This is a genomic window from Pseudomonas sp. A125 (genome assembly GCF_055409485.1).
On sequence record NZ_JBUZVP010000006.1, the window covers coordinates 232,330 to 249,758 of the forward strand.

At 60.8% G+C, this 17,429-nt stretch carries 16 protein-coding genes; 9 read left to right on the top strand and 7 right to left on the bottom strand.

Features of this window, described 5'->3' with window-relative positions; translation table 11 throughout:
* Positions 1-159: 159 nt before the first annotated feature.
* Positions 160-1,479: an MFS transporter gene (locus ACZRN6_RS10830; protein ID WP_322143464.1), complete on the top strand. Its 1,320-nt coding sequence runs from the start codon at positions 160-162 to the stop codon at positions 1,477-1,479.
* A 63-nt stretch (positions 1,480-1,542) separates the two neighbouring features.
* Here ACZRN6_RS10830 and ACZRN6_RS10835 read toward each other — a convergent pair whose 3' ends face one another.
* Positions 1,543-2,298 (bottom strand): COG4705 family protein, encoded by a 756-nt coding sequence (locus ACZRN6_RS10835; RefSeq protein ID WP_102605691.1) that lies wholly within the window; start codon positions 2,296-2,298, stop codon positions 1,543-1,545.
* 193 nt (positions 2,299-2,491) lie between these two features.
* Between ACZRN6_RS10835 and ACZRN6_RS10840 the strand changes: the two genes are divergently transcribed.
* Entirely contained in the window at positions 2,492-3,124 is a 633-nt protein-coding gene (locus ACZRN6_RS10840; RefSeq protein WP_464007927.1) for a flavin reductase family protein, read from the top strand.
* A gap of 62 nt (positions 3,125-3,186) precedes the next feature.
* Here the strand turns inward: ACZRN6_RS10840 and ACZRN6_RS10845 are convergent, their stop codons facing one another.
* Entirely contained in the window at positions 3,187-3,435 is a 249-nt protein-coding gene (locus ACZRN6_RS10845) for a hypothetical protein (RefSeq protein WP_464007928.1), read from the bottom strand.
* 43 nt (positions 3,436-3,478) lie between these two features.
* The gene (locus ACZRN6_RS10850; RefSeq protein ID WP_322143461.1) at positions 3,479-3,820 is read right to left on the bottom strand and encodes an antibiotic biosynthesis monooxygenase family protein; all 342 of its coding nucleotides are present in this window, start codon (positions 3,818-3,820) and stop codon (positions 3,479-3,481) included.
* 326 nt (positions 3,821-4,146) lie between these two features.
* Between ACZRN6_RS10850 and ACZRN6_RS10855 the strand changes: the two genes are divergently transcribed.
* Positions 4,147-5,076: an AraC family transcriptional regulator gene (locus ACZRN6_RS10855; protein ID WP_322143460.1), complete on the top strand. Its 930-nt coding sequence runs from the start codon at positions 4,147-4,149 to the stop codon at positions 5,074-5,076.
* A gap of 153 nt (positions 5,077-5,229) precedes the next feature.
* On the opposite strand, the gene ACZRN6_RS10860 is transcribed toward ACZRN6_RS10855, so the two are convergent.
* From ACZRN6_RS10860 to edd, 4 genes are all read right to left on the bottom strand, one after another.
* Positions 5,230-6,699: an ATP-binding protein gene (locus tag ACZRN6_RS10860; RefSeq protein WP_322143459.1), complete on the bottom strand. Its 1,470-nt coding sequence runs from the start codon at positions 6,697-6,699 to the stop codon at positions 5,230-5,232.
* Entirely contained in the window at positions 6,689-7,420 is a 732-nt protein-coding gene (locus tag ACZRN6_RS10865; protein ID WP_010169994.1) for a response regulator, read from the bottom strand. The genes ACZRN6_RS10860 and ACZRN6_RS10865 overlap by 11 nt, the downstream gene beginning before the upstream one ends.
* Before the next feature lie 140 nt (positions 7,421-7,560).
* Entirely contained in the window at positions 7,561-8,517 is a 957-nt protein-coding gene (locus tag ACZRN6_RS10870; protein ID WP_322143458.1) for a glucokinase, read from the bottom strand.
* The gene (edd, locus tag ACZRN6_RS10875; RefSeq protein WP_322143457.1) at positions 8,514-10,340 is read right to left on the bottom strand and encodes a phosphogluconate dehydratase; all 1,827 of its coding nucleotides are present in this window, start codon (positions 10,338-10,340) and stop codon (positions 8,514-8,516) included. The genes ACZRN6_RS10870 and edd overlap by 4 nt, the downstream gene beginning before the upstream one ends.
* Positions 10,341-10,561: 221 nt before the next feature.
* Between edd and gap the strand changes: the two genes are divergently transcribed.
* From gap to ACZRN6_RS10905, 6 genes are all read left to right on the top strand, one after another.
* Positions 10,562-11,563 (top strand): type I glyceraldehyde-3-phosphate dehydrogenase, encoded by a 1,002-nt coding sequence (gene gap, locus ACZRN6_RS10880; RefSeq protein WP_003214117.1) that lies wholly within the window; start codon positions 10,562-10,564, stop codon positions 11,561-11,563.
* Between the two features lie 197 nt (positions 11,564-11,760).
* A complete protein-coding gene (locus tag ACZRN6_RS10885; RefSeq protein ID WP_003214115.1) occupies positions 11,761-12,279 on the top strand; it encodes an RNA polymerase sigma factor in 519 nt (172 codons plus the stop codon).
* A gap of 61 nt (positions 12,280-12,340) precedes the next feature.
* Positions 12,341-13,309, top strand: coding sequence for a FecR family protein (locus tag ACZRN6_RS10890; RefSeq protein WP_322143455.1), 969 nt, complete (start codon positions 12,341-12,343; stop codon positions 13,307-13,309).
* Between the two features lie 118 nt (positions 13,310-13,427).
* On the top strand, positions 13,428-16,007 hold the full coding sequence (locus ACZRN6_RS10895) for a TonB-dependent receptor (protein WP_464007929.1): 2,580 nt from the start codon (positions 13,428-13,430) through the stop codon (positions 16,005-16,007).
* Positions 16,008-16,138: 131 nt separating this feature from the next.
* A complete protein-coding gene (locus ACZRN6_RS10900; RefSeq protein ID WP_322143453.1) occupies positions 16,139-16,747 on the top strand; it encodes a biliverdin-producing heme oxygenase in 609 nt (202 codons plus the stop codon).
* A gap of 170 nt (positions 16,748-16,917) precedes the next feature.
* Positions 16,918-17,319 carry a YbaN family protein gene (locus tag ACZRN6_RS10905; protein WP_322143452.1) on the top strand — a complete coding sequence of 134 codons (402 nt, stop codon included), beginning with the start codon at positions 16,918-16,920 and terminating at the stop codon, positions 17,317-17,319.
* The last annotated feature ends 110 nt before the right edge of the window (positions 17,320-17,429 follow it).

Below are 17,429 nucleotides of genomic sequence, written 5' to 3' on the forward strand. Positions count from 1 at the left end.
TCCGCTCATCCCCTTTGATTCATCAGCAATTTTCCGCTCAAAAATTTCCGCAAACCCTTCTAGACCGGGCCTTCATCGGCTTGGCACAGCTCCTGCTACAGCCCACCCAGGCTGCGCTCGCGCGCGCTCCACAAAAACAATTAGATGAAGGATCCTTAAATGGATAACTCCAACTCCCTGCCTCTGGGTTCGGCGGCTGCGCCGGCAAAAGAACGCACCACCTCCAGTCGTATCAAGTCGATCTTCAGCGGATCCATCGGCAACATGGTCGAGTGGTACGACTGGTACGTCTACGCGGCTTTCTCGCTGTATTTCGCCAAGACCTTTTTCCCGAAAGGCGACACTACTGCCCAACTCCTGAACACCGCCGCGATCTTCGCCGTGGGTTTCCTGATGCGCCCGATCGGTGGTTGGCTGATGGGCCTGTACGCCGACAAGGTCGGTCGCAAAAAAGCCTTGATGGCTTCCGTGTACGTGATGTGCTTTGGCTCGCTGCTGATTGCCCTGAGCCCGGGTTATGAAACCATCGGTATCGGCGCACCGATTTTGCTGGTGTTCGCGCGCTTGCTGCAAGGTTTGTCGGTGGGTGGCGAATACGGCACCTCGGCCACTTACCTGAGTGAAATGGCGACCAAGGAACGTCGCGGTTTCTTCTCCAGCTTCCAGTATGTGACCCTGATCTCCGGCCAGCTCATCGCGCTGGGCGTACTGATCATCCTGCAGAACTTCCTGACCACCGAAGAGCTGTACGCGTGGGGCTGGCGTATCCCGTTCGCCATCGGCGCCCTGTGTGCGGTAGTGGCGCTGTACCTGCGTCGCGGCATGGAAGAAACCGAGTCGTTCACCAAAAAAGAAAAGGCCAAGGAAAGCGCAATGCGCACCTTGATGCGCCACCCCAAGGAACTGATGACCGTGGTCGGCCTGACCATGGGCGGTACGCTGGCGTTCTACACCTACACCACCTACATGCAGAAATACCTAGTGAATACCGTCGGCATGAGCATCTCCGACTCCACCACCATTTCGGCTGCGACGTTGTTTCTGTTCATGTGCCTGCAACCCATCGTCGGCGGGCTGTCGGACAAGGTTGGGCGCCGGCCGATCCTGATTGCCTTCGGCATCCTCGGCACGCTGTTCACCGTGCCCATCCTCACCACCCTGCACACCATCCAAAGCTGGTGGGGCGCGTTCTTCCTGATCATGGCGGCGCTGATCATCGTCAGTGGCTACACCTCGATCAACGCGGTGGTGAAAGCCGAACTGTTCCCGACTGAAATCCGCGCGCTGGGCGTAGGCCTGCCGTATGCGCTGACGGTGTCGATCTTCGGCGGTACCGCCGAGTACATCGCGCTGTGGTTCAAGAGCATCGGCATGGAAACCGGTTACTACTGGTACGTCACCGCGTGTATTGCGGTGTCGCTGGTGGTGTATGTGACCATGAAGGACACCCGCAAGCATTCGCGGATCACCACGGACTAAGGTTCGGCAGCTGTAAAAAAGGGGCCATGTCATTGACTGACATGGCCCCTTTTTCATTCAGCCTCAAGACAGCTCGGCAGCCGCCTGGCGCCCATACCGGCGCTGGGCATACGCCGCCCCGGCAATCATCACTACCAGCACCGCCGCCAATACCGCCGACGAGCCGATGGTGCCAAAGTCCAGCCCGCCCTTTTCATGGGGTTTGGTCAGGAAGTCACCCAAGGTTGCGCCGAATGGCCGGGTCAGTACAAACGCGACCCAGAACAGCAGCACCGACGAAATCCGCGTGAAGTATTTAAGCAACACCACCACCGCGATACTCGCACCGATCAGCAAGGCGCCACCGGCAAACCCCAGCCCGGAATCGTCTGCCAGGAAATCCCCCAGCGCCGTGCCCAAGGTGTTGGAAAACAGAATCGCCATCCAGTAGAACAGCTCGCCGCGAAAGGTCTGGACCTTGTTCACGTTCAAGGAATCGCCGCTGATACGCCACAGGGCAAAGATCGCCACCAGGATCGACACCAGGATCATCGAGCCCGTGGCATAGCCCAGCCCCAGGGTGCGGTCCATAAAGTCGGACATGGTGGTGCCGGCGGTGCTGGTGGACAGGATCACGATCCAGTACAGCACCGGGTTATAGGTTTTTGACCAGAGTTGCGTGACCAGGGTGACCAGGAACACGCTGATCAGGATCATCGAGCTGATGGCGTAACCGACATTCAGGGTCATTGACAGCAAGTCCCCGGCGGTTTCGCCCAGGGTCGTGGCGCAGATTTTCATGACCCAGAACGCCAGGGTGATCTGAGGAAGTTTGTTCATTGTGCAGAAGGCTCCAAAGGCTCAGTCTTTCAATCGGTCGACGTATAGGGGGTGTCGACCTGGCGCGCAGACTGAACCGGGAGCTGTGAAAAATAGGTGGGGGCTGTATGAAAATTCCATCCAGATGATAGAAATCCGCTGCGCTGGATTGCACTATGATGCCCTCCCGAACCGCGCAACAGGAACCCCGGCCATGTCCGACGATATCCATTTCTACGAACCCGCCAACGGCCACGGCCTGCCCCACGACCCGTTCAATGCCATCGTCGGCCCGCGCCCGATTGGCTGGATTTCGTCCCACGACAGCCAGGGCCGACTGAATCTGGCGCCCTATAGTTTTTTCAATGCGTTTAACTACATTCCGCCGATCATTGGGTTTTCCAGCGTCGGGCGCAAAGACAGCCTGAACAATATCGAACAGACCGGCGAATTCGTGTGGAACCTGGCCACCCGCCCGCTGGCCGAGCAGATGAACCAGAGTTGCGCGCCGGTATCGCCCGAGGTCAACGAGTTTGAATTGTCCGGCTTGACCCCGGTGGCTTCAAAGGTGGTCGCCGTGCCGCGTGTGGGTGAAAGCCCGGTGTCGTTCGAGTGCAAAGTGACGCAGATCATTCAGCTGCAGCGAGCCGACAAGGAGTTGGTGCCAAGCTGGCTGGTGCTCGGCGAGGTGGTTGCGGTGCATATTGCCAAGTGGCTACTGAAGGACGGCGTGTACGACACCGCTGCCGCCGAGCCGATCCTGCGTGGAGGCGGCCCGGCGGATTATTTTCAGTTGGGGCCAGAGGCGCTGTTCAAAATGTACCGCCCCGGCGCCGCGCAACGCTGATTGGCATGCAAAAAAAATGTGGGAGCGGACTTGCCCGCTCCCACAGTTGGATCGGCGGTTTCTTAGTTAGCGGCAGTTGCCCAAGTGAGTTGACCGTCTTCGTCTATATGGACCAAGCACTCAAGCTGCAGCGCCGCCGCATCATCGGCGTCATCAGCGGTCTTGAAGGTCTGGCCATCGAGGATCTTGTGAAAGCGCGGTGCGCCCATGCCATCCAGCGCCTTCACGGCGATGGCGGCGCTATAGCCACCCTCATCTTCACGCACCAAGGCGGAAACGGCTTCGTGGTGGGCAAACTCTTTACGTGCCATGTTGCAGGTCCTGGCCAATGGGAAAGGCGGCCATTCTAAAGCACTAGCCCGCCAGTTGCAGGTACTCGCCATAGGCGTTTGCCGCCGAGGCGTCGGTAAAGGTCTGGAAGTCCATGCTGCGGACCACCATGTCATTCAACAGCTCGGTGAAGACCATCAGCGCCGGCGAGTTGAAGTAGGCACTCATCGCCTGCTCGCTGCTCCAGAAGCCCGACACCAACCACACATCCGGGTCGGCCAGGGAATGCTGCAACGAGAATTGCAGGCAACCCTGAGCCTGGCGGCCCGGTTCGATCAAACTGCTCAAGCGTGCACCCAGTTCGGTGCTGCACCCGGTACGGGCACGGATAAAGGCCATATGGCTCGCGGGAATGGGGGTGGACATGTTCGACTCTCCCGTTGAGAAGTGATGCTCGGCAAGCACTGTGAGGGCGTGTTGCCACAGGATCAAAGATACTGGCGCGGGCATGGATGCAGTTAGTCGATTCCTGCCGGCTTATTGCACAATCCTGCGAGATGCGTAGGTATAACAATCGGCCTGCGGATTTTATTCCCGGCATGACCGCCGTATTTCAGGCGGATGACAGCCGCCGGCTTGCCTGATTCGCATTTTTTCGCAGGATCAGGCAAGGATTGTGCAGAATCGAAGTACCGCTTTTTGCAAAGCCACCTTTAAGCTGTGCCCATCGTCAAAGCACCAGAGGATATGCCATGTCGTCGCCCGAACTTTGCCCCACGCCCCTCGACGCCGATATGGAAAAGCAGCGCGCAGAACTCGCCGGCATCGTGCGCCGGCACACATGGGAGGACGGTTCCTACGGTACGGCGATCACTTCGCTGTACCTCAACCGCCATAACACCCCGCGCGACTTCATGCCGGTGCTGGTGGAGCCTGCCCTGTGCATCCTCGCCCAGGGCCGCAAGGAAGTGCGCCTGGCAGACGAAGTATTCGCCTACGACCCGCTCAATTACCTGGTGTTCTCGGTCTCGATGCCGGTGGCCGGGCGCATCCTTGATGCGACGCCGGAAGATCCCAACCTGTCGATTCGGGTGAATATCGACCCGGCACAGATCACCGCACTGATTGCCGAAGCCGGCCCCATGGGCGTGCCTACCCGCCCGACGTCCCGCGGGATGTATGTCGACCGACTGGACACCCAACTGCTCGACGCCGTGCTGCGCCTGACCCGATTGTTGGACACACCGAAAGACATCGCAATGCTGGCGCCGTTGATCAATCGCGAAATCCTCTATCGCATGTTGCGTGGCCCGCAGGGTTATCGGCTGTATGAAATCGCCGTCGCCAATAGTCAGAGCCATCGGGTCAGCCAGGCGATCAGTTGGTTGAACGGCAACTACGAACAGCCGCTGCGCATTGATGACCTGGCCAAGGAAGTAAACCTCAGCGTCTCGACCCTGCACCACCGTTTCAAGGCGATGACCGCCATGAGCCCATTGCAATACCAGAAGCAACTGCGCTTGCAGGAGGCCCGGCGGCTGATGATCTCCGAGGGCCTGGAAGCCTCGGCGGCGGGGTATCGGGTGGGCTATGAAAGCGCCTCGCAGTTCAGTCGCGAATACAGCCGGCTGTTTGGTGCGCCGCCCTTGCGGGATCTGGCCAGGTTGCGCCAGAGCGTCTAGCCGCGGTTATAACGCCGAGCACTACCCCATGTAGTGAGGGAGCTTGCTCCCGCTGGACTGCGCAGCAGTCCCATCTTTTGGGGCCGCTTCGCGCCCCAGCGGGAGCAAGCTCCCTCACCACAAGCACTCAATCACTTCCAGTATGGGTGGCCGCTAATCCAGGCCGCGGGGTAGTTGCAAGGTCACCCGCAAACCACCCTCGCGCAAATTCTGCAAACTCACTTCACCGCCATGGCTGTGGGCAATGTTGCGGGCAATACCCAGGCCCAGGCCATAACCCTGCTGCTGCCCGGCCAGGCGGAAGTGCGGTTCGAAGACTTGCTCCAAGCGCTGTTCCGGCACGCCCGGGCCTTCGTCGTCGACATGGAGGATGAACTGCGCACCGTCGTCTTCGATATGCAAATGCGCGTTCTGCCCGTACTTCAATGCGTTGTCGATCAGGTTGCCAATGCAACGCTTGAGTGCCAGCGGTTTGCCCGGATACGTCGTCAGCGCGCGGCCATGCTGGGTCACACGCCCGTTACCGTTGGGCGCCAGGTACGGCTCTACCAGGCAGTCGAGTACGTGGTTGAGGTCCACCGGCTCGATGTTCTCGTGGATATCGGTGTCTTTGACGCACTGCAGCGCGCCTTTGACCAGCAACTCCAGTTCATCCAGGTCGCGACCGAATTTGATTTGCAGGTTTTCGTCCTCCAGCAATTCCACCCGCAACCGCAAGCGTGTAATGGGCGTGCGCAAATCGTGGGAAATCGCACTGAACAACTGGCTGCGTTCGGTCAGGTAACGGCTGATGCGTTCGCGCATCGCGTTAAAGGCCCGGCCCACTTCCACCACTTCGCTGCCGCCGCCTTCGGCCACCGGCTCCACGTCGGCGCCCAGGGACATGTCCCGTGCGGCGCGTGCCAGGCGCTTGAGCGGACGGCTTTGCCAGTGCACCAACAGGCCGATAAACAGCAACAGGAAGCCGCTGGTGAGCACGATGAACCACACCTGCTGGTAGGGCAGGCCTTGCTCTTCGAGGCTGGTATAAGGCTCGGGCAACAAGGACGCGATGTACAGCCATTCGCCCTGCGCCAGTTGGATCTGGGTCACCAGCACCGGTGGGTTGACCGGCTCCAGGGTCAGCGCGTAATGCGCCCAGGAACGCGGCAATTCATCGAGTTTCAAGCCGGCATTGAAAATACGCAGGTCTTCGGCACTGACGAATTCCACCGACACATGCACATCGCTGCCCAGGGTCTGGCGCAGCACTTCCTCGACGGCGCCGAGCACCGCGTGCTTGCGCGGGGTTTCCGGCAACACCGCCATGTCCAACGGCTTGTCGTTGAGGGTCACCACAAACCGGGTGCCGCCCATGCTGCGCAATTGGTCCAGCACCAGCGGCCGAAAGGCCACGGGCAACGAACGGAAATAACTCACGCTGGCGGTCATCGAATGCGCCAGGCTGCGAGCCGCCGTCACCAGGCCTTCGAGCTGGGTGGCGCGCAGTTGCGACACCCAGATCACGCTGGACAACGCTTGGGCGAACAGCACGGCCAACAGGGTCAGCAGTAACATCCGCCCCAGCAACGAGCGCGGTACCGGGACCCGCCGGCGCAGTTCACGCAGGCGCTCAGTGGGCATTGCCGGCAACCACGCTGGCTGCCAATTGATAGCCACTGCCGCGCACGGTGCGGATCAGCCGGGGTGGTTTTTCGGTGTCGCGCAGGCGTTGGCGCAAGCGGCTGACGGCCATGTCGACAATCCGGTCCAGCGGCATCAGGTCGCGGCCACGGGTGGCGTTGCCGATGGTGTCGCGGTCGAGGATTTGCTGGGGATGGTCAAGGAACAGTTTCAGCAGGGCAAAGTCGGCACCGGAGAGAATCACTTCCTCGCCGTCGACGTGGAACAGCCGGTGGCTGACCATGTCCAGGCGCCACTCGCCAAACACCAGCACCTCGCCACCGCTGCGCTCCTGGCCAAACTGGGCGCGGCGCAGCAGCGCCTTGACCCGCGCCTGCAGCTCGCGCGGGCTGAAGGGTTTGCCGATGTAATCGTCGGCGCCCAGTTCCAGGCCGATCACGCGGTCGGCCTCGTCGGAACTGGCGGTGAGCATGATGATCGGCACCTGCGCCTGGCGCGGGTGCTGGCGGATCCAGCGGCAAAGGCTGAAGCCGTCTTCGTCCGGCAGCATCACATCAAGGATCACCAGGTCGCACGGCGCTTCGTTCATCGCCTGGCGGAACCCCGCGCCATCCGGCACACCGCGCACCTGGAAACCGGCGCGGCTGAGGTAGGTTTGCAGCAATTCGCGGATTTCCTGGTCGTCGTCGACCAGGAGAATGGATTTACTGATTACGCTCACGGGGTCGTCCTTGTTGTTAGGGATGGGACGGGCTTAATAATTCGTTGTTCTGGAGGGCCTCATCGCAGGCAAGCCAGCTCCCACATTTGGAATGCATTCCCCTGTGGGAGCTGGCTTGCCTGCGATGGCGCCATCACTGCCTAGGCAAATGCCTGCTCCAGCGCTACACCTGCCCCGGTCAAACCGGAATACGGTGCGGTCACCAGCCACACCGGAATGCCTTTGAAGTAGTCGCTCATGCAGCCTTTGTCGCCGAAACTCTTGGCAAAACCACTTTTGATAAAGAAGTCGGCAAAGCGCGGTATCACGCCGCCAACGATGTATACCCCACCACGACCGCCGGTGGTCAGCACGTTGTTACCGGCGACGCGGCCCAGCCAGATACTGAACTGGTCCAGCACTTCCAGGGCAATCGGGTCGCCCGCCAGGCCAGCAGCCGTGATGGCCTCGGGGGTTTCCAGGACCGCCTCATGGCCGTCCACCGCGCAGATCGCCCGGTACAACCTCGGCAAACCACCACCGCTCAAGGCGGTTTCAGCGCTGACATGGCCGATCTCAGTGTAGATGTGCTGCCACAGCTGGGCTTCGCGCGGGCTGCTCACCGGCAGGTCGACATGGCCGCCCTCCCCCGGCAATGCCGCCCAACGGCCGCCGCCGAGGTCGAGCAGGGTGCCTACGCCCAGGCCAGTGCCCGGGCCGATTACCACGGCCGGGCGCAGCGGCTCCGGCGTACCTTCGCACACCACGCGAAATTCGTCCGGCTTCAGGCGGGTCATGCCCAGCGCCATGGCCGAAAAATCATTCACCAGCAGCAGTTCGTCCACCTGCAAGGTTTTGCAAAAAGCAGTCTTGCTCAGGCGCCAGTGATTGTTGGTGAATTTAAATTCATCTCCACTCACCGGCCCCGCAACCGACAGGCACACCGCACCGATCGAGCCGATGGCCAGGCCTTCTTCCTTCAGGTAGACCTGGATCGCCTCTTCGGGGCTGGCATGATCCGCCGTCGCGTGGACGCGGATCGAGTGCAGCGCCTGATCCCGCCACAACGCAAAACGGGCGTTGGTACCACCGATATCACCGACCAGCGCAAGCTTCACTTAAGTGTCTCCAGGGCAGAGGTAAAGGCGCTGGCGCCCTGCTCTGCGGAGCTTGCGGCCAGACGCATAAACGCAAACAACTCGCGACCGGCCCCCACGTTATTGCCCAGAAGGCCCGTGGCAGGCGTGCGCGCTGCAAATTCTTCGGCGTCCACCTTAAGCTCCAAGGTGCCTTTGACGCCATCCACACGAATAATATCGCCATCGCGCACACGTGCCAGTGGCCCGCCGCTCTGAGCTTCGGGGTTGACATGAATCGCGGCGGGAATCTTACCCGACGCGCCGGACATGCGCCCGTCTGTTACCAGGGCAACCTTGAAACCACGATCCTGCAAAACGCCGAGGAACGGGGTCATCTTGTGCAATTCCGGCATGCCATTGGAGCGCGGGCCCTGGAAGCGCATCACGGCGACAAAGTCTTTTTCCAGTTCACCGGCCTTGAACGCGTCGGCCAGGTCTTGTTGGTCCTGGAACACCACCGCCGGCGCTTCGACGATTTGGTGCTCGAGCGCCACGGCGGAGACTTTCATCACACCACGGCCGAGGTTGCCTTCCATTACCCGCAAGCCGCCTTCCGGGGAAAACGCACGGGCCACGGGACGCAGGATGGTTTCGTCGAGGCTTTCGATCGGGCCTTCACGCCATACCAGTTCGCCGTCCACCAGGAACGGTTCCTGGGTGTAGCGGCTCAGGCCATGACCGGCCACGGTGTTGACGTCGTTGTGCAGCAGCCCGGCCTCCAGCAGTTCGCGGATCAGGAACGACATGCCGCCCGCCGCCTGGAAGTGGTTGATGTCAGCCTTGCCGTTTGGATACACGTGGGACAGGGTCGGCACCACCTCGGAGAGGTCAGCCATGTCATCCCAGGTCAGGATGATGCCCGCCGACATGGCGATGGCCGGCATGTGCAGGGTGTGGTTGGTGGACCCGCCAGTAGCGTTGAGGGCAATGATGGAGTTGACGATGGATTTCTCGTCGACGATCTCACCGATCGGCGTGAAATTACCGTTGGCTTTGGTCAGGCGCGTGACCTGATGCGCAGCTTCGCGGGTCAGGGCGTCACGCAGCGGCGTGTACGGGTTGACGAACGAGGCGCCCGGCAAGTGCAGGCCCATCACTTCCATCAGCAATTGGTTGGTGTTGGCGGTGCCGTAAAAGGTGCAGGTACCGGGGCTGTGGTAGGACTTCATCTCCGATTCCAGCAGCTCTTCGCGGGTGGCCTTGCCTTCGGCGTAGCGCTGGCGCACGTCGGCTTTCTGTTTGTTGGAGATACCCGACGGCATTGGCCCGCCCGGTACGAAGATCATCGGCAGGTGGCCGTAGCGCAAGGCGCCCATCATCAGGCCAGGCACGATCTTGTCACAAATGCCCAGCATCAGCGCCGCGTCGAACATGTTGTGGGACAGCGCTACCGCCGTCGACATCGCAATCACTTCACGACTCAGCAGGCTGAGTTCCATGCCTGGCTCGCCCTGGGTCACGCCGTCGCACATGGCGGGAGTGCCGCCAGCGAACTGACCCACGGAGCCGACTTCACGCAGGGCTTTTTTGATTTGCTCGGGGAAATGTTCGTACGGCTGGTGGGCCGAAAGCATGTCGTTATATGACGAAACAATTGCCACGTTGGCGGCGTTCATCATGCGCAGGCTGTTTTTGTCTTCGGTGCCGCAGCCGGCCACGCCGTGGGCAAAGTTGGCGCACTGCAGCTTGCCGCGCATCGGACCGTCGCTGGCAGCGCCGCGAATGAGCGCAAGGTATGCCTCACGGGTTGCACGGCTGCGGGCGATAAGCCGTTCGGTGACCTCAAGTACGCGGGGATGCATGTATAGAACTCCAGGCTAACGGATATGGCGACCTGAAAGTCTATGCTGGTCAAAAGCCCGCCGCGAAGAGGTTGGCAGGGTGTTGCTTGACCAATCGGACCAGTTGATTCAGGTCACTCGTTGTAGATTGAACAAAATATTGCCACTAAAAAGGCTTGTTTTCTATTTTTATGCGAATAATCTTGTAATTCTTACAACAAATCGACGACAGGCACCTTCCAATGACTCTACGTATCGCTATCAATGGTTTTGGCCGTATTGGCCGTAATGTCCTGCGCGCACTTTATACCCAAGGCTACCGTCAGGATTTGCAGATCGTCGCCATCAACGATCTTGGCGACAGCTCGATCAATGCCCACCTGCTTAAATACGACACCGTCCACGGTACTTTCGATGCAGAGGTCGCCCACGATCAGGAAAGCCTGACCGTCAATGGTGACCGGATTGCCGTGAGTGCCATTCGTAACCCCGCCGACCTGCCGTGGGCTGCACACAAGGTGGATGTGGTGTTCGAATGCACCGGTCTGTTCACCGACCGCGACAAGGCCGCCGCCCATATTACCGCCGGCGCGCGCAAGGTGATCATCTCCGCCCCGGCCAAAGGCGCCGATGCCACCGTGGTGTACGGGGTAAACCATGACATTTTGCGTCAATCCCACCAGATCATCTCCAACGCTTCCTGCACCACCAACTGCCTGGCGCCAGTGGCCCAGGTGCTGCACCGCGAGCTGGGCATCGAAAGCGGCTTGATGACCACCATCCACGCCTACACCAACGACCAGAACCTGACCGACGTCTACCACACCGACCCGTACCGGGCGCGTTCGGCCACCCAGAACATGATCCCGAGCAAGACCGGCGCCGCCGAAGCCGTGGGCCTGGTGCTGCCGGAACTGGCAGGCAAGCTGACCGGCATGGCCGTGCGTGTACCGGTGATCAACGTGTCGCTGGTAGACCTCACCGTACAGCTGAAAAAAGAAGCCAGCGCCGAACAAGTCAACGCGCTGCTCAAAGAAGCCAGCCAGCACTCGAAAATCCTCGGCTACAACACCCTGCCGCTGGTTTCCAGTGACTTTAACCACAACCCGCTTTCGTCGATCTTCGACGCCAATCACACCAAGGTCAGCGGCAAACTGCTGAAAGTGCTCGCCTGGTACGACAACGAGTGGGGCTTCTCCAACCGTATGCTGGATAACTGCCTGGCGCTGTGCAACGCCGAATAAACCAGCGGTGCTCACCTCTCCTGTAGGAGCTGGCTTGCCTGCGATTGCATCACCGCGGTCCACCTGACAGACCGCGTGGACTGCATCGCGGGCAAGCCCGGCTCCCACAGGGCCTTGCTTCATGCTCAAAAATAGCCACTTGCCATTTGCGTTGATGATAAGCATTATCATTCGCTGCAAATCGGTCTGGTATCTCTGTGAGCCAATCTCGCTTCAACCAAGTCTTCCTCACCCAGCGGGTGATTCTGCTGCGCACCTTGCAGCGCATGGTGAATAACCACAGCACCGCCGAGGACCTGCTGCAGGAAACCTACCTGCGCGTTACCCGGGCCTTGAGCGAACGGCCGATCGACCACCTCGAACCCTTCGTGTACCAGACGGCGCGCAACCTGGCGCTGGATCACCTGCGCGCCCGCAGGATTCAGGCCCGCACCCTGCAGGAAGATGTCCCTCTGGACGTGCTGCAAAGCGTCGCCTCCCCCGTCAGCACCCCCGAAGACGCGACCCAGGCCGAGCAATTGCTGGAGCACCTGAGCGTCAGCCTCGGCCAGTTGAGCGCCCGTCAGCAGCAAATTTTCATCCTCAGCCGCCTGCACGGTTGCAGCTATCAGGAGATCGCCGACAAGCTCGATGTGTCCCTGAGCACCGTGCAAAAGGAACTGAAATTGATCATGGCCATCTGCATAGGTGTGGCCGAAAGACTGGATCGCCCTTAAGCTTTGTCGGCACAGTCTGTAGGACTATTGATTAAAACGTGGCGAAGACCCGAGGAACACCGTGACGGATCCGAATAAACGGCACCCCCATGAGCTGGCTCATGAGGTGTTGCAAGACGCGGCCATGGACCAAGCCCTCGACTGGCTGATCGCCTTGCAGTGCCCGCAACCCGGGCAGCAGGCGGCGTTTGAAGCCTGGCTCGCCAGCGATTCGCTGCACGCCGAAGCCTTTATCAAGGCCCAGGCCGCCTGGGGCGGCGCACCGGTGCACAGCGCTGCGGTCGCCCTGAATGCGCCGCGCAAGCCCAGCGCCTGGCGCCGTATCAAGCCTCACTGGAAACCCCTGGCCACCGCCGCTGTGTTGCTGTTGGGCCTGTTCAGCTTCAGCAACCTGCCGATGCGCCTGCAGGCCGACCACCTGACCGTGGTGGGCGAGCGCCAGCGCCTGCAACTGGACGATGGCTCGAAAGTGCTGCTTAACACCAACTCCGCCTTCTCCAGCAGCATCAAGGACCACCAGCGCATCGCCCGCCTGTACCAGGGCGAGGCGTTTTTTGAAGTGCTGCCCAGCCGTGGCCTGCCGCTGGAAATCGACGCCGGCCCGGTGCGCGCCAGCGTGCGCGATACGTCTTTTGCGGTGCGCTACCTGAACGGTGAAGCCCAGGTTCAAGTGCAGCGTGGCGATGTGGACCTGAGCAATACGTTTGACGACGCGCGAGTGCGCCTGAGCGCCGGTGAAAGCATCCGCATCGGGCCCAAGGGCTTCGGCCAACCCGCCAAGCTTGATACCACCAAGGACCTGGCCTGGGTCGACGGCCGGCTGATTTTCGAAAACTGCCCGATGAGCGAAGTGCTGGCCGAGTTGCGCCGCTATTACCCCGGCTGGATCGTCAACAACAACGACAAACTCGCCAGCGTCGCGGTCACCGGCAATTACCGCCTCGACCAGCCGCTGGACGTGGTGCGCTCGCTGGCCCACATCACCTCGGCCAAGCTCTCGGAATACCCGGCGCTGGTGATCCTGAACTAAATGAGAATTATTTTTACTCGATAGCCATCGACGGTACGTCTCGTTATAGCCAATGCAACTGATTCCTATTTGATTCAGTGTCGCAACTATAAGATTCGTACCTTCCGGAGCGCTCTCGATGTCCTCTCGTTTCAACCGCCGGTCCTCTTCGCCCGTTCGCCGCCACGGCTTGTCGCTGCTGACGGCTGCCATTCTGTTGGCCGGTGCACCCGTCATGGTCGCCAGCGCCGCAGAGCCCGCTACCCGCAGCCAGGGCAATTACAGCTTCAGCATCGAGCAGCAATCCCTGGTCTCGGCGCTCAACGCCTTCACCGCCGTGACCGGCTGGCAAGTCGGCCTGCCCGCCGAGCTGGGCCAGGGTGTGTCATCCCCTGGCGTGCGTGGCTCGTTGCCGGCGGATAAAGCCCTGGACCGGCTGTTGGTGGGGACCAACCTGGGCTATCGCAAACTGAGCAATAACAACATCGTGCTGGAAAAGCGCGCCGTCGCTGGCGCCATCACCCTGCAACAAATGACCATCAGCGCCACCCGCCAGGAACAGGCCGTGGACAGCGTGCCCAGCACCGTGACCGTGCACGAGCGCGAAGACCTGGACCGCCAGAACGTCAACACCATCCGCGAGCTGGTGCGCTATGAGCCGGGTGTTTCGGTCGGTGGTGCCGGCACCCGCTCCGGCAATGCCGGCTACAACATTCGCGGGATCGACGGCGACCGCATCCTCACCCAAGTGGACGGTGTCGAAGTCCCGGACAACTTCTTCAACGGCCCCTACGCCAAGACCCGTCGCAACTACGTCGACCCGGAAATCGTCAAGCGCGTGGAAATCCTGCGCGGCCCGGCATCGGCCTTGTACGGCAGCAGCGCCATCGGTGGTGCGGTGAGCTATTTCACCCTCGACCCCAGCGACATCATCAAGCCTGGCCAGGATTTCGGGGCGCGCCTGAAGACCGGCTACAGCTCCGCCGACGAGAGCTGGCTGACCTCCGGCACCGTCGCCGGGCGTGTGCAAGACTTCGACGGCTTGCTGCACCTGAGCCAGCGCAATGGCCATGAAATGGAATCCTACGACGGCAATAACGCCACCGGCCTGGCCCGTACCGGTGCCAACCCGGAAGATGCGCGCACCACCAACGTGTTGGCCAAATTGGGCTGGAACTACGGCGAAGAAAACCGTCTGGGCCTGACCTACGAGAAGTTCAAGGATGATCGCGACACCAACCTGAAAAACGCGATTGGCGGCCCGTTCGTCGGTGGCCGGGGCTTTAACTTCTACCGTGGCCGTACGGGCAACGACACCATCACCCGCGAGCGTTTCGGCATCGAAAACAAGTTCGCCCTCGACTCGCCGATTGCCGATCACATCAAGACCAGCCTCAACTACCAGATCGCCAAGACCGACCAGACCACCGCAGAAATCTACCAGCCATCGCGCAAGGTATTGCGCACCCGCGAAACCCTGTACGAAGAGAAACAGTGGGTATTCGATGCGCAATTGGACAAGGCTTTCAGCATCGGTGAAACCGACCACGTAGTGACCTACGGCACCACCCTCAAGCAGCAGAAAGTCACCGGTTCCCGCGAAGGCGCCGCGACCTGCCTGGCGGTGGGCGCAGGCTGCACCGCCATCGGCGCACCGAGCCCATCGGCCGGCGACAGCGTGAAAAAAGCCAGCGACTTCCCGGACCCGACGATCAACTCCTACGCGCTGTTTGCCCAGGACCAGATTGCCTGGGACAAATGGACCTTCCTGCCCAGCGTGCGTTACGACTACATCCAGCTCAAACCCAAGCTGACTCAGGAGTTCCTCAACACCGTTGACCCGACACGCATCTACGACCACAGCGACTCGGAAAAAAACTGGCACCGTGTAACGCCCAAGTTCGGCGTGACCTACGCGCTGACCGAGCAATACACCTGGTTCGGCCAGTACGCCGAAGGCTATCGCACACCGTCGGCCAAGGCTTTGTATGGCCGCTTTGAAAACCTGCAACAGGGCTACACCGTCGAACCCAACCCGGACCTCAAGCCAGAAAGCAGCCGCGGTGTTGAAACCGGGATTCGCGGCAACTTCGACGCGGGCTCCTTTGACGTGGCGGTGTACTACAACAAGTACCGTGATTTCATCGATGAAGACGCCTCCGTCGCCGGTGGCACCGTGCAGCAGTTCGAAGCCAACAACATCAAGCACGCCACCATCAAAGGCGTGGAAGCCAAGGGCCGCTTGAACCTGGACGCATTCGGCGCACCGCAGGGCCTGTACACCAAAGGTTCGATTGCCTACATCTACGGGCGCAATGACGACAACGGCGAACCGCTCAACAGCGTCAACCCGCTCAAGGGCGTGTTTGGCCTGGGTTATGACCAGCAGAACTACGGTGCGCTGGTCAGTTGGACCCTGGTCAAGAAACAGGACCGCGTCGACAGCACCACCTTCTTCGCTCCCGACGGTAACAGCGCCAACGGCCCGTTCAAGACCCCGGGTTTTGGCATCGTCGACCTGACCGGCTTCTACAAGGTCACCAACGATGTGACCATCAACGGTGGCTTGTACAACCTCACCGACAAGAAGTACTGGAACTGGGATGACGTGCGCAGCTACGACAGCGTCGGCGAAGCCGGTGTGACCGGCCCGGCCAACCTCGACCGCCTGACCCAGCCGGGCCGCAATTTTGCGATCAACCTGATCTGGGACATCTGATCAATGGAGCCTCACCCCGCCGGAATTTAATCTTCGGCGGGGTGAGGATTTTTTACTGTGACGCGTCTTCTGGTTCGTCTAGTTCATAACAGCCTGGCAACCAGACGCTTTCTCTTCCCAAGGACTCCCCGATGACCGCCTCCCCTATCGCAGAACGTGCAGCCCTGCGCTCCCAGCGCCTGAACCAGATTACCAACGAGCCGCACACCAAGCTGGACGCACTGGTGAAGGCTCATGCCCCGTTTGAAACCCAAGCCAACTTCGCCCGCTTCGTGGTCGCGCAATACCTGTTCCAATCGGAACTGGTCGCGCTGTACAACGATGCCGAGTTGATCAAGGTCATCCCTGACCTGGCCGAACGCTGCCGTGCTGAAGCTGCCAGGCTGGACCTGGGCGACCTGGACACCGAAGTGCCCGCCCCGGTGGCAGGCGCGGTGAAAAACCCGAGCAAGGCCCAAGCCCTGGGTTGGCTGTTCGTGTCCGAAGGCTCCAAGCTGGGCGCCGCGTTCCTGATCAAGCGTGCCGTGGGCCTGGGCTTGAGCGAAACCTTCGGGGCCCGTCACCTGGGCGAACCGGCTGGCGGTCGCGCTGAAGGCTGGAAGAGTTTCACCCGCACCCTCGATGCGCTGGAATTCACCGCCGAAGAAGAAGCCGAAGTAGAAAAAGGTGCGGTTGATGCGTTCGTGCGCTTCACCGTGTTGCTGGAACAGGCGTACGCTAGCGCCCCTGAGCTGGCCTGACTTTTCTGTAGCAACCCAATCAATGTGGGAGCTGGCTTGCCTTCAATAGCATCAACTGGGCGTACCTGATGCACCAAGTTGCCTGCATCGCAGGCAAGCCAGCTCCCACATGTGATCGGGTTTCAGTCCCTATAATCTGCAACCCACTCCACCCTGCAAGCCCCACTAAAATGACCGGCAAAACCCAATCCTCATCCAAAATCGCGCGCATTCTGTTCGGCCTGCTGGCCTACGTCAGCCTGGGCATCGGCTTGGTTGCGATTGTGATACCGGGCTTGCCCACCACCGAATTCATCCTGCTGGCCGCCTGGGCCGCCACCAAAAGCTCCCCGCGCTTGAGCGCCTGGCTGGAAAACCACCGGCTCTTTGGGCCGATCCTGCTCAATTGGCGCAATGGCAAGATCATCGCCCGCCGCGCCAAAGTCAGCGCCACCGTGAGCATGTTGCTGTGCGCCGGCCTGATGCTGGTGATGCTCGACCATGGCTGGCCGATCTACCTGGCCATCGCCGGAATGAGCATGGGCAACCTGTGGATCTGGTCACGGCCGGAACGATTGCCCCAGCCCATCTGACCCCGCACCTACCGCTCATCGGCTCCCGCTCATGAACCGCCGGCCCAAGCCGATGTTCCGGGCATAGCGCCGAATGGACTTGGCAATGCTGCGTGCATACCAATAAGTCC